Origin of the sequence: Nostoc mirabile CHAB5784 (genome assembly GCF_020829645.1) — a bacterium.
Lineage (GTDB): Bacteria > Cyanobacteriota > Cyanobacteriia > Cyanobacteriales > Nostocaceae > Nostoc > Nostoc mirabile.
The window spans coordinates 45611-67619 of sequence record NZ_JAIVFS010000006.1 but is presented as its reverse complement, the minus strand read 5'-3'; the positions used below and the strand labels follow the sequence as shown (position 1 = coordinate 67619).

The window sequence follows — 22009 nt, the reverse complement described above, 5'->3', positions numbered from 1 at the left end:
CCTAAATTCTTAGATAAACCTGCAAAGTTACTTTGCAATCAGCTTAATTGTCTATTTTAATACAATTTTCTTTAATCCAATCTGCTATCGATTCTTGAGTCTCTTGATCAGTTGAAAGTCTTTTTATCATTAATACAACTTCTTTTTCTGGCACTTCTAAAGAATACCCATTCAATATAAGAAAGGTAGCCATCGAAACGAAAGCTACCCTTTTGTTACCATCTATAAATGCATGATTTTTCGCAAATGCAAAAGCATAAGCCGCGGCTAACTCAAAAACAGTTGGTGTAGGTTCGCCATAAGCAAATAAATTTTTCGGTCTATCTAAACTAGCTAAAAGCAGATTTCTATCTCTTATACCTGGAAGTCCGCCGTGTTCTGCTAGTTGTTCTTTGTGCATCGCTTTAATGACTGCCTCACTCAACCAAAAAATATCATTCACTTAGCTAGCTCACGAAGTGCATTCCTATACTTACTGCTTACTTTTTGATAAGCTTCCATAGCCTTTTCAAATTCAGACTTGTCAGGTGTGGTTTGAGGATTACGAGAATGTTTCACAGCGAAAAGTACCCCATTCTTACTACGTCTAAATTTTAGACTTTGAAAAGATGGTATCAATTTGTTTTTGATCTTACGAAGTCTCAAGGTTTCCATGATAAACAAAGCCTGTGATTATGGCTTTAATCTATTTGTCCTAAGCTCAATATACCTCATCTAATTAAGTCAGGTCACTTTAGTTGTACGTGAGTATATTTTTGAGAACCTTAGTAGTGATAGAACTATCTATGTAACATAAATAATGCTTTTTGTCAATATGCCAGTCCTATATTATTCGCTTTGACTCTGGAACTGATACTTACCCGCCTTAACTCTGAGCTTACCTTCCTTCCATCTCAGATCAATTGGGATTTTAAAGGTAGTCATCGAAACGTCAATACAGTGGTATTATTTGCCTTAAAAAAATGAAAATTATAAATATAATTCAGTTCACTGCATAGTTAAATCAAACTCAATAGGATGTGTATTTACCTCACCTACCCAAACATCTTTTATCTTGTTAATATCACTTATAGGGTTATTGTAAATTGCTTCCTCCCATACTGGCTTTAAATCTATAGGGTTACTCCAACCGCCTCTCTGCTCCCATGCTGAGTATTGATTTTTATAAGTAAACTGAACCCAATATCTGCCATGATTAAAATCACTGAATATCCAATTACAACCATCTTTTTCAAGAAATAGAAATTTCAGTTTATTGCTCTCCCAGTAAAAATATCCTTCTAATACGAAACACAAGCTTTCTCCGGGCATCAATAATTGAAAATCAGATAGCTGGGGATTGTAGCTCCCATTTACATTAGGGCCAAACTGTGGCACTTTTTGCTTATTTTGTTGGATAAATTCTGGATGCCCTGCCCAGAGTAATAAATTACGAGGATTTGCCGTATTGTTAGTAATCTGAATGCCAACTTTAACTTGAGTTTTAGCACCAGGTAGCTTTGGTGGAATTGGCAGTACACGCTCAGGCATCACAGTTTCAAATTGAATTCCATTTACTTGAACGGTATTGTCATTGTTTGATTCAAAATATGACATGTACGCTGCCCTCTCAGCTTCTACTTTTTTATGCGTTATCACACTGATTGGCGTATAGCTTAATGACATTATCCCGAAAAAGACTAAAACCACAGCTAAAGATATTTACAGGCAAGCTTTCTTTCCTAGAGTGAATATCAAGTTTGACAACTTGTCTTTTGACAGCGATCGCAACTTCACTTACAGTGCCCCACTAGAGGAGTGCTGAGTACTGAGCAAAGAAGAAAAGAACTTATTATTACTTCTTCAAAATCTTTATTCTGACACTCAGAACTCATGACTCAGAACTCAGGTTTTTTTTATGGTAGATTTGTTGCTGATCACAATCCTGGGGTTCCTGGGGAGTTTTGGGCATTGCTTTGGCATGTGTGGCCCCCTAACAGTGGCGTTTTCCCTGTCTCATCAGTCGAAAATTCCACAAACAGTCTCTTTGGGACGGACATCAACCTTAGAAAAGTCCGACACTTGGCAACAGCAATTAAAATTTCATATCCTGCTAAACTTGGGGCGGATGTTGAGCTATGCCCTAGTCGGTGCTGGCATTGGGGCGCTAGGTTCGGTATTGCTGCAAGGTGGACAGCTAGCGGGCGTTGGTAGCGACTTCCGGCGTTGGATGGCAATTCTAACTGGCGTAATGCTGATTTGGTTTGGCTTAGGACAAGTAAAACCTGATTTGCTGCCGCGCATTCCCGTGTTACACCCATTATTACAAGGTAGTTTACACGATCGCCTCAGCACAGGAATGGTTAAGCTTTCCTTAAAAACCAAATGGTGGACGCCAATGCTTTTAGGAATGACTTGGGGTTTAATGCCCTGTGGTTTCCTGTATGCTGCCCAAATTAAAGCTGCTGAAACTGGCAATTTATGGATGGGTGGGGCAACTATGCTGGCTTTTGGCTTGGGAACCCTGCCCACTATGCTAGGTGTAGGCGTTTCCACATCGTTGGTAAGTAAAGACAGGCGCAGTCAGTTGTTTCGATTAGGCGGTTGGGTGACACTCATCATTGGCGTGATTACCTTGTTGCGGACTGGTGACACAATGGTAGATTACACCGGACACGCCGCCTTAATCTGCTTAATCTTGGCGCTAATTGCGCGTCCTATTAGTGGCTTGTGGGCATCACCACTGCGTTACCGCCGGGGATTGGGAGTGGGATCTTTTGTGCTTTCTGTGGTTCACACCGCCCACATGATAGAACACTCATTGCAATGGAATTTTGCCGCCTTTTATTTCCTGCCGCCAGAATTTCAGTGGGGTATGGCTGCGGGTGCTGTAGCATTGGTATTAATGTCCCCCGCCGCTTTAACGAGTTGGGAATCGTTGCAGAAATCTTTGGGCAAGCGTTGGCGACAGATTCATCTATTGGGTGTGCCAGCCTTGCTCTTGAGTGCCATTCATACTGTGTTGATTGGTTCCCATTACCTGGGTTCCTTGGAATCAACTTGGGGAAATAAATTAGCGGCAGTACTGATGGGAATTGCTACCCTCGGTGTCTTGATGGTACGTTCGCGCTTTTTTTGGTCAAAGTTAGCCGTAGAAAAGTTTTATGTTCCCCCAACCAAATCGCGGTAAATCATCCTTATTTTCTGGCTCCATCTCAACGAGTCAAAAACAGAGGCATTACCTGTTTAAAGGCATTTCCTGGCATCAAGGAACAATAAAGTATTTATTATTCCTGAGTTGCTTAGTTATATCAATAACTAATATTTACCCTGTTTTTGCTCATAAAGTGGAAGTAGCTGGAGATGTCGGTGGCACTCTTCACATTGAACCAAATGATAATCCCCGTGCTGGAGAACCAAGCCAAGCCTGGTTTGCACTTACCCGCAGAGGTGGAAGGGTGATTCCTCTGTCACAGTGTAATTGTCAGTTGGCTGTTTATGCCCAACCCTATGCAGCCGGAGAGCCACCACTGTTAGAACCACAGTTAGAACCTGTTGCAGCTGAACGCTATCAAGGCATTCCAGGTGCGGAAGTTGTCTTTCCCAAGCCAGGTATTTATCAGTTGCAACTAAATGGAAAACCTGTCTCTGGGGCAAGATTCAAACCCTTTGAATTCAAATTTGAAGTGACTGTGGCAGGAGGCGGGTCTACACAGAATACACGAAACCTGCGAGATGTCAATGGTAATTTAGTAGAGGGTGAATCTCAACAATTACCAACTTGGGCGATCGCACTGCCAATTCTCGGATTTATTGGCATCTTAGTTGTCGTCATGCAAAGTATGAGGAGGGGTGGGGAGTAGGGAGTGGGGAGTGGGAAGTAGGGAGACAATGGAGCAATTTCTCTTCCTTGTCCCTCTCGTCTCCCTCATGCCCTGAGTCGATAAAATGCCAAAGCGATCGCATAATCAGGTTTAGTCATGGAAATGTCACATATTGCTCAACGGTCTTGCTGTCTGACTAGGTAGTCTAAGACCGCGCCAATTCTGTCGAGTGCGGCGCTAGTAGTACGTTGGTACTCTTCTAACCTGGCATCGGTTTGTAATTGCCTCTCAACAAGGGCGTTAAACCGTGCTGTGAGTACCTCAAAGTTTTGCTGGTGTATCTGGACAGTAGAGAGTAATGCCTCAGCTGTTGCGCTCAATTGTTGGGTTGAGGTACGTAACTGTGCGTTTACCACCACTTGGTTATCTAGGGCGGCTTCGATACGGTCTAGGCGGTCATCTTTGGCTTGACTCATGCTGCCCTCTTGTCTTTGGTGGCTTCCTGTTCCATCTGCTGATAAATTTCAGGTTCTAGATTTACGGCTATTCGTCTTTTCCCGCTCATAGTTACCACTTTACGGTTCATTCCAATCATAACTTTTTGTACTGTTGGTACTTATAGAGATGAATGCACTGTCGTACCATAAGTACAGTTTGTACAAATTGTAGAGAAAAAGACAAATAGCCATAACTGCATCTCGGCTCAATGCCATCAAGTCGAATGATGTCGCTTCTGATGCCACTGCCACGCGTGAGCGACAATATCTTTGATGGATGGATACTGAGGTTGCCAGCCTAAGATTGTTCTAGCTTTATCGCTGGTGCCAATGAGAATTGGGGGATCGCCAGGACGGCGTGAGCGTTCTTCTACTGGTATGGAAATTCCTGTCACCTGTTCGCTAGCTGCAATAACTTCTCTGACAGAGAAACCACTGCCATTGCCCAAATTGAAAACTTCGCTATCGCTACCTTTCAATAAATATTCCAATCCCAAAATATGGGCATCTGCTAAGTCGTTAACATGAATATAATCACGAATACAAGTACCATCGGGCGTAGGGTAATCAGTGCCGAAAATTGAGATGGATTCTCGTTTGCCTAAAGCTGTCATCAGCACCAAGGGAATCAAATGGGTTTCTGGGTTGTGATCCTCGCCAAGTAAGCCACTCGGATTAGCACCAGCAGCATTAAAATAGCGGAAACGCACTGATTTAAAACCGTAAGCAACATCAAAATCAGAAAGAATCCGCTCTACCATTAGCTTTGTAGCGCCATAGGGATTAATCGGATTTTGGGGATGGTTTTCTGGAATGGGTACAAATTCTGGTACACCGTAGGTGGCACAAGTAGAAGAAAAGACAAATTTCTTAACAGATGCCGTCAGCATCGCTTCCAACAAGGTCAAAGTACCAACAACGTTATTGCGGTAGTATTTAGCCGGGTCAGTCACCGATTCTCCTACGTAGGCATAAGCAGAAAAGTGCATCACAGCAGCAATATCGTGGGTTTGAAATAGATGATCTAGCAAGGCGCGATCGCCTGTATCCCCTACTATCAGTTCTACCTGTAAAACCTTTTCTACCAGGTCACGATGCCCATAGACCAGATTATCAATTATGACAACGTTATAACCCGCTTGTTTCAAAGCAAGCACCGTATGAGAACCAATATATCCAGCTCCCCCCGTTACCAAAATGGTAGGCTTTCCAGGCGACATAGTTTTTCCTTTTCAGTCGATTACTCAATTAATTTAGTTTACCGGTACCATATTACTCTTCTAGAAAATTATAAATAATAGACGCAGTGTCAAAAAATTGCACTAAAATCACTACGACGGTAGTCTTTGGGTGTGAGGTTTGAGGTATTTTAAGTCAAACAGTGCGATTACAATTTGGCAATAAAATAAATCCATTTCCCAAAACCTCTAGGTTGACCCTTACGGGTGACGCTCCTAGCGTCGCTATAGCTAAGAAGTCGCTAGTTGTTTTATGCAGGGAAACCATGCATGACAGTTCCTCTTGGGGAGCCACTTTTTCTCTGAACAGGAGAAGTAGCGTGAAAATCCCAAGCAAGGAGGACTGTCTTACCACCACATTGGCTCACTGCACGAGAAAATTTGAGAGTTAATCTATGTTTCTATTGTTAAGCCGAGTACTTCTGTGGCTGCTGATTGGCACTATCGTATATTCTCTGTTCCAGCGCTTTTACCCCTCTGGAAGTTTTGTAGGGCGATCAATCTTAGTCGTTATTTTAGTAATCGTAGCCCTATCATTTCTTAACCCCACTGAACCAGCTGTAGCATCCTTGTGGAGGATGCTATCTTTTCCACTCAAGCCTCTAGGAGCATCTGTTTTACTGATGATTCTTGCAGCTCAGAAAATCAAAGGAGGTGGAATAGAGAAACCAGGAGGATACTTAATCGGTTGGGCACTGACGATTTTGCTGTTGGCAAGTACACCAGCAGTCGCCTATTTCCTTTATCGGGCACCTCTAGCAATGGCAGGTGATACTTATGTAGCAACTGCTACGCCAACATCTGGGACACTGGTGGCATTAGGGCAACAAACCACGGCGGCGGGCATTTCAGATGTGACTGGGGGTAGCATTATTTCTTATAATTTGAGAGTGCCTCCCTACCTATTACAACAAGGAAATCCTCAAGATATTCGCACACGCGGTTTACGGCTTGAAGACTTTGTACCAAATTCAGAAACGTTGCAACTTACAACAAGAACTTGGGAAGGTTATCTCGCTTACATTTACAACTTCTTGCGTGTTCAGCGCTAATAAAGTAAAAGAGAAGTCAGAATTCAGAATACAGAATTCAGAATGCAATCAGTGGAGGATTTAGACCCGCCACTGGTTGTTCGCCCTGACTTTTCCCGTTATCTCCTTGATTGAGCGATCGCTTACTATACCCCTAGCCCAAAGCCCTATTCTCTCGTAATTTATTGTCAGTAATATTAAGTTATTGAGAATAAATTATAGTCTGAAACTCTTGCTGCTTCGTTGTTTCATGACTTAACGGGAAAAGTCAGGTTGTTCGCCTTGGGCGTCTCCCTTTGGGAGAAGAACACCAAATTTTGAATTTGGCGGGGGATTTAAACCCGTTTATCGGAAATCAAAGGGTTTAAGACCCCAACCATTACACGTAGTATCATTTTCAGTCGGGGTTTAAATCGAACGTAGTTGCCACAACGCTCTTAACCTATCGCTTGGCACTTCTCTTCGTCTGAAAATGTCTAAAATGTTTGAATGCGTGAATTTTGAATTTTGAATTGTTAATCATCCACCCTAACCTGCGGTAAAGCTAAGAGCGAACGGGTGACGCTCATCCCTAGCTCTAAGCGTTCGCGGTAGCGTCTCCAAGAGTTGCTATGCCGAAGGCGTTGCCTCTGGTAGAGAAGGCTTTACGCTGCGCTAATAGCAGCAGCTGCAAAGAATTAAATTCTGTAGCTTGCTTCCCTAAAAGGGTATTCTGACTCCTGACTCCTGAATTCTTTCTTGTTAATTTACCCATGAATTAGAATCAAGAGTGCGTTTACGCCAAGGAGTATGTCAAAAGCGATATTCCCTCTAGATAGCTGTCTTCTTGGACTAGCAGTTAATCTAAGATGATAAAGTTGCAAAATTGCTTTAATGGCAAAATCTCGACGAATCGCTAAACTCAGTGCTTACCTACGTCCCCATTGGCGGGAGGCGTCTTTAGGCATTCTCGCTTTGTTGTCTGTCAATGCACTGGGCGTTTATATCCCTTGGTTGATTCGTGCTGGTGTTGATAAACTCTCGACAACCTTTAGCTGGAACCAAATACTACATTACGTAGTAATCATTGTCTTGCTCAGTTCGGCGATGTGGCTAATGCGGATGGCATCCCGCATTTGGCTATTTGGGGTGGGGCGTCAAGTGGAATTTGACCTGAAACAACGGATTTTTGAACACTTACTCAAGCTGGAGCCGGCTTATTTTGCTAGTAATACTGCTGGCGATTTGATTAATCGGGCTACCAGTGATGTGGACAATATCAAGCGTTTGTTGGGTTTTGCTGTCTTGAGTTTGGCAAATACCGTATTTGCCTACGCCCTGACACTGCCAGTAATGCTAGCGATTAGTGTGGATCTCACACTAGCCTCCCTGGCAGTGTACCCTTTTATGCTCTTGTTAGTGAGTCTGTTTAGCGATCGCTTACGCAAACAACAAGCAGCAGTCCAAGAGCAACTCTCTGACATCAGCGAACTCATCCAAGAAGATATCAGTGGCATTGCCTTAATTAAAATCTATGCCCAAGAAGCAAACGAGCGTCGAGCCTTCGCTAAGAAAAATCAGCAGCTATTGACTGCTAACCTGGAACTGGCAAAACTCCGAAATACACTGTTTCCATTAATTGGCGGGCTAGCCAATGTTAGCTCGCTGGTAATCATCTGGCTAGGGGCGGCGCGGATGTCTTCTGGGACGCTTGCGGTTGGCGACTTTTTAGCACTGTTAATTTATGTAGAGCGTCTAGTTTTCCCCACAGCCCTTTTAGGATTCACAATTACGGCCTACCAACGGGGTGAAGTTAGTATCGATAGGCTTGAATCTATTCTCTCTGTCACACCGAAAATTCAAGATACAGCCGATGCCGTACATCTACCAGTGGCTGAACTTAAAGGGGAAGTGACAGCTAAAAATCTCACCTATACTTACCCTGGTTCCACTACTCCAGCTCTAGAAAATGTTAACTTTACCATTGCTCCCGGAGAAACCGTGGCTATTGTTGGGGCAATTGGTTCGGGAAAATCCACTTTAGCCAATGCTTTGCCGCGCTTATTGGATATTGAATCAGGACAATTGTTTTTAGATGGGGTGGATATTACTAAGATAGCTTTGGCAGATTTGCGAGGTGCGATCGCCTACGTTCCTCAAGATAGTTTTCTATTTAGCACTACAATCAAAAATAATATCCGCTACGGTGATCCACTTAGCGAACAAGAGCAGATAGAATCTGTCGCTAAACTTGCCCAAATTGAATCAGAAATTAACAATTTTCCCCAGCAATACGAAACCCTTGTTGGTGAACGCGGTATTACTCTTTCTGGCGGTCAACGACAACGTACTGCCTTAGCTAGGGCTATGCTGGTCAATGCTCCAGTATTAATTTTGGATGATGCCCTCTCTAGTGTGGATAATCAAACAGCCACGCAAATCCTTAAAAATCTCTCTGGTGGTAGTATACGCAAAACAGTAATTTTCATTACGCATCAATTATCTGCTGCGGCGGCGGCTGACCGAATTTTTGTGATGGAAAAGGGAAAAATTGTCGAGATAGGCAATCACTTACATCTGTTGGAACAAAAGGGTTTATATAGAACTTTGTGGAGCCAGCATCAAGTTGAAGAATTACTCCATTAAAATTTTAGGCGTTGCTGATTAAATGTATGAATCTGGGTGCAGAGATTAGCAATTGCTAGTCTCTACAAAGGCTTTTAAATCATGCAAAATCATTTTCATAGCTGAATTCAGCAACGCCAAATTTTGGTCATTTGAATCGGTAAATCCCTAAAAATACCTTTAAAGCTTAAGTAATATTGCTCAAGCATGATTTTATTAGCTATGACTATGTGTTTCACTAATTAGAGTAAGGGTTTGCCATCACAGAAGAGGCAGGGGGGAAAGGGAGCTAAAAGCTTGGGGGAGCAAGCCTATCCCTTGAGCGTGAAGCGGAGCGAAACACGGGTACGTTCGCGGAGCGTCTCCTAGAGTTGCCCCATCATAAAGGACGCTTGAACTGGGGCGGAGTACAAGCTCCGTCTCAGTCTTTCCCCTAAGCAAAGCGCCCCCTGCTCCCTTGCCTATGAATGACAGGTAACCTATTACGCCAAGCATACGGAGGTTTAATGTCGATATCTAAAGCTGTCAACAGGAACGTTACTTCTCAAAGCACCGTTGAAAAACGCTTGCAGATACAGCGTTTGGTAGGAGCAACTCAAATAGTTGCTCCTAGTACTGGGAGTGATGTAGTCAAGGGATTAACTCAAACATCTAAATCTCTACCCCCCTGTTACTTTTATGATGACCGTGGTTCTGAGCTATTTGAGCAAATCTGTGATTTACCAGAATATTATCTCACACGCACAGAAACGACGATTTTACAGCAGTATGCTGGCGAAATTGCTAAGATAACTGGCGCTTGTGAATTAGTAGAACTTGGCAGTGGCAGTTCTACTAAAACCCGCATTTTACTAAATGCCTACCAGCAGCTAGACTATCCCCTGCACTACTTACCAATTGATGTGTGTGCAGGTATGTTGGAAAGTAGCGCCAAGCAGTTATTAAGAGATTATCCCTTACTCCAAGTTTATGCTTTAGCGGGAACCTATGAATTAGCCCTTGCAAAACTTCTACCGACGCAATTAGCCAGCAGGATGATTTGTTTTATTGGTAGCAGCTTAGGTAATCTTACACCTAATGAGTGTGATGTATTCTTCTCTCAGATTACAGAAGCCCTACAAGTAGGCGAGTATTTCTTGTTGGGGATAGATTTACGAAAGCCGAAACAGATTTTGGAACCAGCTTATAACGACAGCCAGGGAGTCACGGCAGCATTTAACCTCAATATGCTGGAGCATTTAAATCAACGGTTTGAGGGAAATTTCGACACCACCCAGTTTGAACACTGGGCATTTTACAATGAAAGTGAGCATCAAATAGAAATGCATTTACGCAGCCTGCGATCGCAAATTGTAGAATTACGCGCTCTTAACCTCAAGGTTAATTTTGCACTAGGTGAGACTATCCTCACCGAAATTTCCCGCAAATTTGACCTCAATACTATCAAGCAGCAACTCACCGCACAGGGTTTATTACCTCTCCAAGTGTGGACAGATCCAAATCAATGGTTTGGTTTATTGCTCTGTCAGCTGCAAGCATAAAGCAAATCAGAGTCCAATATAGACTTAACAAAAACAGCCCCAACGCTACAAGGGTTGGGGAATAACACTTCCATTCCTCTCTCCTTTTAGGCTACCGCTTACATACAAGTCTCAGTTGCCGCAATTTACGGTTTATTCAATAGCCCAAAGAAACCTCACCCTGATTTTGCACAAGCAAAACCTGTCCCTCTCCTTGGTAAGGAGAGGGATGTCCGTCAGGACAGGGTGAGGTTTTAAAAACTTTTAGATAATCAGATGACTTGTGTGAACACCGCAGCCTTTTAGAAAAGAGGCTTTGAGTGAAGCCTTATATTGCATATAAACGAGAACCGTTATAGATGATATTCGTCCCACCCTAGCAAGAGAGAAGAATTAGAATCTCTCACATACATACAACCAGTATTTTCATTCAAAAAAATTGTATATTATATGCTAACGATATCTCTATCAGCCGAAACTATTTAAGTAAATATTTAGCCCCTGATTATTGCTGCATCGAAGGTGTGGGAAAAATTCTGCTGAATATAGGAATCCGTGGCTGCGGCTTAGTTGCAGTTATATTGGCATTAACGCCAGAAGAGTTATTGGCTGCCTCAGAGAGGATAGGTGGTTTGCTATTAGTAGAATTGGCAAAATCACTCAATTGGGTAGCCGAAGGTGAATTTGAAGATATGGAAGTAATATTATCAGTATTTTGGCTGTTGGATTTTACCGGAGTTTCAGCTTGAGATGGAGTAATGATAAAAGCCGAGCTTGTTCCTAATACCAGTATTAGCAGATTAAAAATATATTGTCGCATGGGGATTTGCCAAAAAAGCTTCAAGAAGTTGTATTTGTTCTCAGTTGGAAATAAAACTGTGATTTTGCAAGAGAAATCACTCTGCTGTTAAAGAAAACCTAATTACGCGATTTTCAGATGAATAGACTAGTACTGCAAGGCGGAAGTCAAAAGTCACGCATGTTTTAATTTTGGGCTTTCTGGCTGTAATGAAATGGTAGGTTTATTTCCGACCTGTACTAGTAGTTTAGGGAGCATCCCAAATGTGTAAAAACATATTTTGTCATTGCGAGCGTAATGAAATGAAGCAAAGCAATCGCAGCATCTAGACTTTGCGATTGCTACCCTTCGGGAACGCCTTGGGCGAACATTCCGCAACTCTTAGAGACGCACTCGCGTTCGCTCCATTCGCAATGACTACCCGCTAACTTGGTAAATTTGCTTGCATTGGGATGCTCCCGTAGTTTATGCTTCAGATTTGAGCGCAGCTTAGTACATCGATTCACTCACAAAAACTTAACCCCTTCAGTTACCTTTCTTACAAGGTAAGGGAAAGCTAAACTCTGCTCTCCTTTTAAGAGAGGAGTTATTCTAGAATTACGGAATTGATATTATAGAGAGCCTGCAAATAGATACACCTGGAATAATTGACGTTTATTCATCAATTAAGCCAGCACATCTATTAATAATTTAGTTGCATTTTATTATTCTTAAAATAGAAATTTTACTGAATTTTTTAAAAAACCCTATTGTCAGTAAATCAGTTATTAGCTCGCATATTTAATGAACCACAACCTACAATATATAAAGTTTTAATAAAAGCTGACTTTTATGAAGTGACTTTTATAAAAGTACCTGTATGCGTTCCGGGATGGATACTAATCTGTGTAAGTTGGGTTGAGGAACGTAACCCAACATTTGCGGGGCTTTGTTGGGTTAAGCAAAGTAATTTTTCACAAAGCCAAGCCTATTGATTGATAATGATGGCATTTGTTAAGTTAATACAGCAATTTTCAGTTATTTAAACCACGACTCAGACAGGGAGTAAGTAGTGAGTTGGGAGTCGTGTAGTTTAATTACTTGATAGCACTGTAAACTGAAGTAAGTAAAAAAGAGTGACAAATGAGATTTTATAGTATTTACACCTCACCCATCACTCCTTATAACTTGCGCGTTGATAAGCTGTTACGCATTTTTAAATTACACCAGCTTACTGGTTGATTTATCCTCTAACTAAAGAGACGGATAATTGTTAAGTTGTTATGTTATGTACTATACAAATATTTTTAAATTATTAATATCCATTAGTCTTACTCTTCCTTATGCCAGATACTTCCTTAATAGATTTGTGAAAATCGAAAAGCTCAGATTTCGGACTTTTCTAAGAAGTCGGGAATCTTTTTGTTCAAAAAATGTATTCCTAAGCACAATAAAACTTAACTAAGACTATATATCTTTGGTAGTAGAAGCTTGATGCTTGTGATGGACGTTGGGGAAAAGATTATCAGTTATTCTAAGTAATCATGGAAACAATTATTATTAGCACTAAATCATTCATTGGGAGAATGAAAAAGTGGGTTAAACAAGAATAGGAACTTCAAGTTGAGATCCAGGGTTTTCTAAAGGTGAATATAGAAAAATTTATCCAACGCTCAGAAACATTGCACAATCGTTTAGCAGATTTATACCAAACTGCTAGTGTATTACCTTGGATTTCACCGGATCTCCTGCCGCAAGCTTTTAAGGAACTCTATAACACCTCAAAGGTAGTGCAGTTAGCAGCAGAGGAACTCCATCAGCAAAATGAGGAACTAATACAAACACGGAATTGCTTAGAAACAGAACGCCAACACTATCAACAATTATTCGAGTTTGCGCCTGATGCCTATTTAGTGACTAATACAGAAGGAATCATTCAAGAAGCTAACTTCACCGCAGCTAAATTGCTCAATGTTTCAAAGCAATTTTTGGTGGGCAAACCAATGATTAACTTCGTCCCTCTAGAAGAACGTCAGCACCTTCGTAACGAACTTATCGAACTATCTCAATCAGACAGAGTTAAAGAGCTATTGATACCCTTGCAACAACATCATGGCAAGTTCTTTGATGCAGCTTTGACAGTGGCAGTTGCCCGGAATCCGCAGGGTAAGGCAACCTCTCTACACTGGGCGTTACGTAATATTTCTGAACGGAAACAAGTAGAATTAGCGATAGTCAAAAATGATAGCGATCTCTTCTATGATCGTCCCGTGCAAAAATATTCTAAAGGAGAAACTATTCCCCTTAACCCATTAGTAATTTTGTATGTTTGTCAAGGTTTGGTCAAACTTAGTACCTACTGTGAAACTGGTGAAGAAGTTTTAATAGGATTGGCAACAGCAGAAATGGTTTTTGGCTCTAGTTTGACATCTCTAAATATTTACCAAGCAACAGCCCTCTCTGATGTTGAGTTGGTGTCAATTTACGCAGCAGAGATAGCAGCTTCCCCCAACCTGAGCCATATCCTTTTACCAAAAATTAATCAGCGCTTACGGCAAACAGAATCTTTTTTAGTCATTTGTGGAAGACGACGGGTACAAGAGCGCTTGCACCATCTATTACAACTTTTGAAACAAGAAGTTGGTGAAACTGTGCCGGAGGGAACTCGCCTAAGTGTTCGCTTTACTCACGAAGATATTGCTAGCGCCTGCTGTACTACCAGGGTAACAATTACACGATTGATCGGCAAATTACAAGAAGAAGGTATAATCAGTTTTGACTTAAAAAAACACATGATTTTGAAACATTTTGATTAATTTTTGAAACTTTCAGTAACTTTTATATTTATCGGAAATCAAAGGGTTTAAGACCCCAACCATTACACGTAATATCATTTTCAGTCGGGGTTTAAATCGAACGTAGTTGCCACAACGCTCTTAACCTATCGCTTGGCACTTCTCTTCGTCTGAAAATGTCTAAAATGTTTGAATTTTGTTAGCGCAGTGTAAAGCCTTCTCTTCTTAGGCTGCGCCAACGGCATGGCAACGCTATGAGCGAGTCCGCGTTCGCGCAGCGTCTCGTAGAGAGCGTCATTTTGAATTTTGAATTGTTAATCCTCTTTCAGTTCCTCAAGTAATTGAATTACATGATGTTCAAAACCTCTATTTCGCTCTTGAACTGATTCAATAAAAGGTTGATCAAAAAGATTAATCACATATTTACCTACTTGAATACCTAAAGGTTTTAAATGTCCGCCTTCAAAATATTTTATAAATACATGAGGTGGTTTTTTCAGAACATTAGTAAACCACTCACAGGTTAATTTAGCAATATTATCAGACTGAAAACAAACTAAACCCATGATATTAAATAGCCCACTATCCTTAATTAAGTTACGGGTTTCTTCAACGGTTGGTTTCACACCCCAACCAAGATTATCAATGATATCTGCTAAAAATTGAGGACGAATTGCGCTCCCTGTATCAGCAATAGCAGGTGCTAATAGCACAGAAACCTGCCCTTTAATGAAAAGACTGTTAATTTTGATTTCCCGACCGACGTAACTGTAAATTAGTTTTCGATCTTCTACAATTTTTCGTTTAAGTTCCTCAAAAAGAATATTAATGTCTGCAATAACACTTTTTATCTGTGACTCATCCGAAGTATAAGATAGCAGATTACGAATAAACTTTTCCCTATCTTGAGGCTCTGGAGGCAAAGCAGTAAATCCTTCTAACAAGGAGATATATTTACAGCCAAGGCTATGTCCAATCCAAGAAAAGTTTTTATCATCTAGATAGGCTTCATAATCATATCCTGCAACACTTGCCATCCTCACAAGTTCTGGCAGAATTTCATACTGCTCTCTCATCAGAAAACCAGCTTCTACATAATGATTAAAAGTGAAATTAAAGGGCATAAGAATAATCGTATATCCCTGCTCATATAGGCATTGAAGCAGATAGCGATAAAAAATCATGGGGCCAAATGTACCAAAGAAAGCCCCTGCAATAAATTGAATTACTCCTTTAGGCTGTGGATGCAGAGCAACCCAACTGTGAGAAACGGGTTTAAATCTCAGTTTTAAATTTGTATTTACCATGACTTAGCAATGAGTGCATCTCATTGTGGTAGGTGTATACTAGACATCTCCAAACCGAAGTTGCTGCTTTTCGGATTCTTTAAAAGATTTTTTTGCAAAACAGAAATGCTTGCCTTAGTAATACCATTTCACTTTAATAATGATACAAATACGCTCTTTTGGGGCAAAGCGCAATGCCCATTGGTGTCAACTTAAGCTCAAATGCTTGTCCCACAAACGTTTTACCCCACCCCCTCCCCAAAGCATCGGGGAGGGGCGGTTTTGGCTTTAGACAAAACCGGGGTGGGGTGATGCGGTGAGTAATGGTAAGTGAATGAACTCAATATCACCTCTTGACAAGGATTTCACGTTATAGTTGACACCTATGGGCATTGCGCCTTGCCCCTACGAGAAATCTATATGTATCAGGATTTTTGTGAATTGGTATAATACCAATTCAAATAATGTTTGCGACACATCAATTATTTGTAAGGGCACAACATTGTTGTGCCCCTATCCATCTGTCGCATTCTTTTTTCAAATTGGTATAACATATAGCCGTTCTCAATTGCATCGAATACAGACCTAACAAGAACAGCCCCAAGCCTTGTAGCGTTGGGGAGTAAGCCTCAAAGCCTCTCTCTTAAAAGACTACGGTGTCCATACAAGTCTTTAGTGAGGCCATTTAAGATTTATCGCGCAGCTTTTGAGATAGCTCACCCTGGTTTTACTACGTAAAACCTGTCCCTCTCCTTACTAAGGAGAGGGAGTGTAGTAAAGCTTGTACAATTATCAAGGCGGTTTTAACTGCCAGAATACTTCTGAGACGTAAGATTTATCGACAGCAAAATTTTTCTACTTTGTGTTTTTCCATGCTTCACTTGTGGCAAAAATGCCCCAACTTAGGCGTTCATATCTTGCAATAGATAACTTTTACCCTTACGACTGGAGAGCAAAATCTTGGGAATAGAACTACGCAGTTTCGTATTTCTCGACAGCCTGCAACCTCAACATGCAGCATATATGGGAACAGTAGCTCAAGGCTTCTTACCATTACCAGGGGATACATCACTGTGGATTGAAATCTCTCCTGGTATCGAAATTAATAAAATTACGGATGTAGCCCTCAAAGCTGCCTCTGTCCGTCCGGGAGTACAGGTAGTTGAACGACTGTACGGACTATTAGAAGTTCATTCTAGCTCCCAAGGTGAAACGCGAGCTGCTGGGCAAGCAATTTTGGCTGCATTGGGAGTCCGAAGAGATGAATGTCTCAAACCGCGTGTTGTTTCTAGCCAAATTATTCGCAATATCGATGCTTACCAAACACAACTTATTAATCGCACGCGACGGGGACAGCTATTACTAGCAGGGCAAACGCTGTATGTATTAGAAGTGGAACCTGCTGCTTACGCTGCACTAGCTGCGAATGAAGCTGAGAAAGCGGCATCGATTAACATCCTTGAGGTTCAAGCTGTTGGTAGTTTTGGACGGCTGTACTTAGGTGGACATGAAAGAGATATTCTAGCAGGTGCAGCAGGAGCATTAACGGCAATTGAAAGTGTAGCAGGTCGGGCAAATCCTCTGGGTATGCGTCAGGAGTAAAGGAGAGAAAATGGCAAATCGAGAGCATCTAGCTTTACTCAAAGCAGGTGCAGTTACATGGATTGAGTGGAGAAAGAAAAATCCTCAGATTGAACCAGACCTCAGCGCCGCAAACCTGCAAGGGGATAATCTCAGAGGCGCAAACCTCCAAGGGGTAAACTTGAGCAAAGTGGATTTGGGTAATGCTTTACTTGTGCGAGCAAACCTCAGTGGTGCTGACCTGAGTAGTGCCAACCTCTACAAAGCCTTCCTCATTGAGGCTAACTTGAGTGATGCTAACTTCAGTGTTGCTAACTTGAGTGGTGCTATACTTACGCAGGCAGATTTGAGTCATGCTAATTTCATTGGAGCAGACTTGAGTGAGACGAATCTTAGAGGCGCTGCGATCGCTCATGCTAATCTAATTGGAACCGACTTAAGAGGTGCTAACTTGAGAGATGCCGATTTAGGTGCAACGAAGCTAATGCGGACTAATCTCTCTTTTGCCAACCTAATTGAAGCTAACTTGATTGCGGCTGACCTCAGCGAGGCAAGTTTGTACGAGGCAGAAGTATTGGGGGCTTATCTTTACAAAACTGAGCTGTACAAAGCTAATCTAAACAAGGCTCACCTCAGTGGTGCTTACCTATTGCAAGCTAACTTAAGTGAAGCTGATTTGAGTCAAGCTGACTTAAGTTGGACTAACCTCAGAGGCGCGAATTTAGCAGGCGCAAATCTCAGAGAAGCTAACCTTAGAGGAGCCGACATTAGAGGAGCTAACCTTAGCGGCGTAAATCTTCAGGAGGCAATTATGCCTGACGCTTCAAGACACCATTAATTAATTCACAAAAAAAGTAATTTTGACGTTTAGATTCATTTTTTGGAGCTTAAACTAGTTCGCGGTGTACATCCGGCACTGCTGAGTTAATTAGGTTCATTAAGCTTGAATTTAGCACGATGGGTTTTGGGGCATTCCTTGTCAGAATAAGCTTTAATAGTTAAAGGAAGCATATAAAATTTATGTAAAGCTTAAGTGTTATTAAGCTCAAAAACGTTCTTGATAATATATCAATTTAACTTATGTATTTTAGAATGTCTTTCTTTAATAGAAAAATATTGATTTTACAAAATAAAAACGATATTGAAACCTAACTTAACAATAATATTGAATTTATCTGAAAAATCTCGCAACTTTTTCCAAAGAAACAGTATGTTTCAAAAAAGACTTAATTAAAATTTATAAACATTTTTAACAGTATTAGAAATCCAAAAGATTACATTTTTAAGATTTGGTAAAGAAGTTGACGTAACTTTTGTTTCATGTTAATTAAGTAATTACAGGGAAGTTAAAAAAATATGGGAAAAATAATCAATCAAAATAAATAAATTTTGACCCAATTACTTACCATTTGCGTAATCAACTAACCAAATCAATAATTGATATTATCTAAGTAACATTTGTATTAATTAGGTTAAAAAAGCATCGGTATTTAAGCTTACAGTTTTAAATAATCTACATTGAGCTTATAAAAAGTTCTGTGACTGAGGCCGAAGTTAGGCATTAGTTAGAAATTCAGGAAAAATAATATGGCAGTTATTTTCGGCACTACAGATCCTGACACCAGAAATGGGACTTTGGGAGATGATACGATATATGGTTGGGCTAATGGTGGTAATGCCAATAGTTTGTCTGGGAATGATACCCTCAATGGTGTAGATGGTAATGATAATGTATTTGGCGGGACGGGAAACGACAGTTTAATCGGTGGACTTGGCAATGACACACTTGATGGTGGCTTGGGTACTGACACCTTAGATGGGGGAGTGGGCGACGATACTTACGTCATTGACAGCGCTACCGACACAATTACCGAGGCTAGAAATTCAGGCATAGATACCGTCCGGTCTTCTGTCCCCTACAACCTGGGGGGTGTCTATCTGGAGAACCTAAGGTTGAGAGAAGGTAACGCCATCAATGGGACAGGTAACAGTCTTAATAACATAGTATTTGGTAATACTGCTAACAACACTCTGAATGGGAGAGCAGGCGATGACACGCTAGATGGTAATTTGGGCAATGATACCCTCAATGGTGACGAAGGCAATGATAGTCTACAGGGCGGGCCCGGCAATGACGTACTCAATGGGGGGTCTGGAAACGACATCCTCATCGGTGTTTTCCCTGGCAGTCCCCTTACACCTGGATTAGGGGAGACTGATACCTTAACTGGGGGTGTTGGGGTAGATAGATTTGTCCTTGGGGACGCTATAAATGTCTACTACGACGATCAAAACACTACGAATGCTGGTTTTGGGGACTTAGCTACTATTACTGACTTCAACCCTAGTGAAGATCGAATACAACTCCAAGGCTCTCAACTAAACTACCGCTTGCAATCTGTTGGAGCAAATACACAAATATTTTTAGACAAGCCTGGAGCAGAGCCAGATGAGATTATTGGTATTGTGCAGGGGGTAGTAAACCTCAAACTTGATAGTGACGATTTCCTTTTCTTTGAGCAGGAAAATGCTGGACAAGCTACAAACAATACACTAGCCAGCGCTGAAGTATTGGGTTCTTTATCATCAGGCTCAGACGTTAATCACTCAGGCGAGTTAGTAACAGTTCAACCGGGGGACAATCCCGATTTCGACTTTTTTAGATTTTCTCTAGCAAATCCAGGCACTGTCACTATCAATACGGTGACAACTGATGATACAGTTATCGGACTGTTTAACAATGCTGGGACTTTATTGCAAAGTGACGACGATAGTGGCCCTGAGTTTGGGTCATTAATTACCGCTTCATTGGGTGCTGGAACCTACTCAATTTCAGTGAGTAAATATGCTTTCTTCCCACAAGATGGCGGAACTTTCTCTGGCTCTAGTGATAGTAACCCTGCTCCTTATACGCTAGAAGTTAGTTTGGCATAAGAACGTTGTCAAGTTAAAGAAGTACTGCATTATAAGGCTGATTGAAGGATACTTTTACTGTTAGTTAAAGGGACGCGGTAATGTGTCCCCCTTCCCTAACAAAAGACTATTTATAAGCCAATACGCTTGGGTTAAGGCTAAAACTCTTTATCAAAGTCATTTTTTTTAACGACGAACCACAGAGGCGCAGAGAAGCCAGTGCGCCCTTGCGGTTTCCCGACTTGAAGCAACTGGCGCGACACAGAGAGAAGAAAAAAATGCTTAACTGAACTGTATTGATTTATAAGCTAGTACAGCGGGCGCGGAAATAAACATGTCATTTAAAATGGTGCAAGCGCTTGGAATACAATTATGCGTGAATGCATGACTTTTGACTTCCGCCTTGCGGTACTAGTACCCATTACTCATTTCATCCCAGAATCTCTAAAATTGTTTCCTTTCTCAAAAAGATTTAGCAACAAAATCATCTGACTCTTTTATGAACACAATAATGAATAGCATTAAATCATCCAACCAAAAGCAACGCAGATTTATCGATAAGTTCGCTCTCAAAAGCTACTTTGTTGCCGCTAAAACGCTGTTATTTACAATAGTTCTATTAAATTATGGCACTACTGGAGTAAATGCTGCACCTAAAGCCCTGCGTCCTGATATTCAGATTCGTAATATTACGAATACCATATCGGTCTCTCCTTCTGTTCGGATTGTAAAAGATCCACGAAACAATACCCTCTATTACCTCAAACAAAATGGTGATATTTATCAAGTTAATTTAGGCTCGTCTAATAGTAGACCTGTGTACAGCTCTAGTAATCATAATCTAGGTGAAACTCAAGGTATGGCCATTGGCCCTAACGGCACAATTTATTTGGTTGGCAATGCAGACCTTGTGAATAACCAGACCAAAGGAATTATTGTTAAAGGTGAAATTAAGTCGGGTACAGAAGAGCGCGTCTGGTCTATCTTAGCTAAGAGTGCAGGCTATCCCAAAAGCAGAACAGCCTATGACCATCGCTTCAACGGCGTGGTTGTTAGCCCGGATGGTAACTTTATCTATGTGAATAGCGGTTCTCGTACCGATCATGGTGAGGTTCAGTCTGTTAATGGGTTATATCCTAATACTCGTGAAGTAGGATTAACCGCCTGTATACTCCGTCTTCCTACTAATGGCAAAAATCTTTTTCTTGCAAACGATCGAGCAACTTTAAAGGCAGCTGGCTATATTTTTGCAGAAGGAATACGTAATACTTTCGATATGGCCTTTGCGCCCAATGGGGATTTATTTGGCACAGAAAATGGCCCCGATCGCGACATGTCAGAAGAATTAAATTGGCTCCGTCCAGGTCGTAATTACGGCTTTCCCTGGCGGATTGGCGGGACAGACAACCCACAACAATTTCCCAATTACGATCCTGCCAAAGACCTTTTGTTAAACCCCAAATTTAACGCCGTCCAAAGGGGCTACTTTCGTAACGATCCAACCTTTCCTGCTCGACCTACTGGAAACTTGATTGAACCAATTCCTAATTTGGGGCCGGACGCAGACAATTTCCGCGATCCTGTAGATGGCAAAGTTAAAGACGCCAGTGTTCTTGGGCAACCTTTTAGCAGTTTTACATCACACCGTTCTCCTTTGGGCTTAGTTTTTGATACACAAGGAGTACTGAGTCCAGAATTCAACAGAGATGGATTCATACTGAGTTTTACAACAGGTGACCCCACTGGCGAAACACTAGCAGGCCCTTTTAAAGATTCCAGCCAAGACCTACTGCATTTAAACTTAACTAAAGAAGGAAATACCAACTATAAATTTAACGCTACCCGCATTGTTGAAGGTTTTAGTAATCCCATTGACGCTGCGATTATCGGCAATAAAATTTATGTTCTGGAATATGGTGGAAATCAAGGAATTTGGGAAATCACTATGCCGACTAGATAAATC

The 22009-nt window shown here is 41.4% G+C and carries 16 protein-coding genes; 11 read left to right on the top strand and 5 right to left on the bottom strand.

Features of this window, described 5'->3' with window-relative positions:
* Nucleotides 1-43: 43 nt before the first annotated feature.
* Both LC653_RS06610 and LC653_RS06605 read right to left on the bottom strand, forming a co-directional pair.
* The gene (locus LC653_RS06610) at nucleotides 44-442 is read right to left on the bottom strand and encodes a type II toxin-antitoxin system death-on-curing family toxin (RefSeq protein ID WP_229493502.1); all 399 of its coding nucleotides are present in this window, start codon (nucleotides 440-442) and stop codon (nucleotides 44-46) included.
* A gap of 545 nt (nucleotides 443-987) precedes the next feature.
* A complete protein-coding gene (locus LC653_RS06605) occupies nucleotides 988-1665 on the bottom strand; it encodes a hypothetical protein (RefSeq protein WP_229493500.1) in 678 nt (225 codons plus the stop codon).
* Between the two features lie 232 nt (nucleotides 1666-1897).
* Here LC653_RS06605 and LC653_RS06600 point away from each other — a divergent pair, with 232 nt between their 5' ends.
* Nucleotides 1898-3169, top strand: a complete 1272-nt coding sequence (locus tag LC653_RS06600; protein ID WP_229493498.1) for an urease accessory protein UreH domain-containing protein — start codon at nucleotides 1898-1900, stop codon at nucleotides 3167-3169.
* Nucleotides 3144-3842, top strand: a complete 699-nt coding sequence (locus LC653_RS06595) for a hypothetical protein (RefSeq protein ID WP_229493496.1) — start codon at nucleotides 3144-3146, stop codon at nucleotides 3840-3842. Before LC653_RS06600 ends, LC653_RS06595 begins: the two co-directional genes overlap by 26 nt.
* 137 nt (nucleotides 3843-3979) lie before the next feature.
* Here the strand turns inward: LC653_RS06595 and LC653_RS06590 are convergent, their stop codons facing one another.
* The gene (locus LC653_RS06590; protein ID WP_229493494.1) at nucleotides 3980-4279 is read right to left on the bottom strand and encodes a hypothetical protein; all 300 of its coding nucleotides are present in this window, start codon (nucleotides 4277-4279) and stop codon (nucleotides 3980-3982) included.
* A gap of 236 nt (nucleotides 4280-4515) precedes the next feature.
* Nucleotides 4516-5520, bottom strand: a complete 1005-nt coding sequence (gene galE / locus LC653_RS06585; protein ID WP_229493493.1) for a UDP-glucose 4-epimerase GalE — start codon at nucleotides 5518-5520, stop codon at nucleotides 4516-4518.
* Nucleotides 5521-5933: 413 nt separating this feature from the next.
* Here galE and fraI point away from each other — a divergent pair, with 413 nt between their 5' ends.
* The 5 genes from fraI (at nucleotide 5934) to LC653_RS06560 (ending at nucleotide 14287) form a co-directional block, all read left to right on the top strand.
* A complete protein-coding gene (gene fraI / locus LC653_RS06580) occupies nucleotides 5934-6590 on the top strand; it encodes a septal nanopore formation protein FraI (protein ID WP_229491248.1) in 657 nt (218 codons plus the stop codon).
* Nucleotides 6591-7442: 852 nt separating this feature from the next.
* On the top strand, nucleotides 7443-9194 hold the full coding sequence (locus LC653_RS06575; protein WP_229493492.1) for an ABC transporter ATP-binding protein: 1752 nt from the start codon (nucleotides 7443-7445) through the stop codon (nucleotides 9192-9194).
* A 485-nt stretch (nucleotides 9195-9679) separates the two neighbouring features.
* On the top strand, nucleotides 9680-10714 hold the full coding sequence (gene egtD, locus LC653_RS06570) for an L-histidine N(alpha)-methyltransferase (protein WP_229493491.1): 1035 nt from the start codon (nucleotides 9680-9682) through the stop codon (nucleotides 10712-10714).
* 503 nt (nucleotides 10715-11217) lie between these two features.
* Nucleotides 11218-11442 (top strand): hypothetical protein, encoded by a 225-nt coding sequence (locus LC653_RS06565; protein ID WP_229493489.1) that lies wholly within the window; start codon nucleotides 11218-11220, stop codon nucleotides 11440-11442.
* Between the two features lie 1675 nt (nucleotides 11443-13117).
* Complete coding sequence (locus LC653_RS06560; RefSeq protein WP_229493487.1) at nucleotides 13118-14287, top strand: PAS domain S-box protein; 1170 nt, start codon at nucleotides 13118-13120, stop codon at nucleotides 14285-14287.
* 293 nt (nucleotides 14288-14580) lie between these two features.
* Here the strand turns inward: LC653_RS06560 and LC653_RS06555 are convergent, their stop codons facing one another.
* Nucleotides 14581-15573: a DUF1350 family protein gene (locus LC653_RS06555; protein ID WP_229493485.1), complete on the bottom strand. Its 993-nt coding sequence runs from the start codon at nucleotides 15571-15573 to the stop codon at nucleotides 14581-14583.
* 939 nt (nucleotides 15574-16512) lie between these two features.
* Between LC653_RS06555 and ccmP the strand changes: the two genes are divergently transcribed.
* The 4 genes from ccmP to LC653_RS06530 all read left to right on the top strand — a co-directional run bounded on the left by ccmP (nucleotide 16513) and on the right by LC653_RS06530 (nucleotide 22006).
* Entirely contained in the window at nucleotides 16513-17154 is a 642-nt protein-coding gene (ccmP, locus tag LC653_RS06550; protein WP_229493484.1) for a beta-carboxysome protein CcmP, read from the top strand.
* A gap of 10 nt (nucleotides 17155-17164) precedes the next feature.
* Nucleotides 17165-17971 (top strand): pentapeptide repeat-containing protein, encoded by an 807-nt coding sequence (locus LC653_RS06545; RefSeq protein WP_229493482.1) that lies wholly within the window; start codon nucleotides 17165-17167, stop codon nucleotides 17969-17971.
* 749 nt (nucleotides 17972-18720) lie between these two features.
* Complete coding sequence (locus LC653_RS46140) at nucleotides 18721-20067, top strand: calcium-binding protein (protein ID WP_267922972.1); 1347 nt, start codon at nucleotides 18721-18723, stop codon at nucleotides 20065-20067.
* Nucleotides 20068-20557: 490 nt separating this feature from the next.
* Nucleotides 20558-22006, top strand: a complete 1449-nt coding sequence (locus LC653_RS06530; protein WP_229493480.1) for a PQQ-dependent sugar dehydrogenase — start codon at nucleotides 20558-20560, stop codon at nucleotides 22004-22006.
* The last annotated feature ends 3 nt before the right edge of the window (nucleotides 22007-22009 follow it).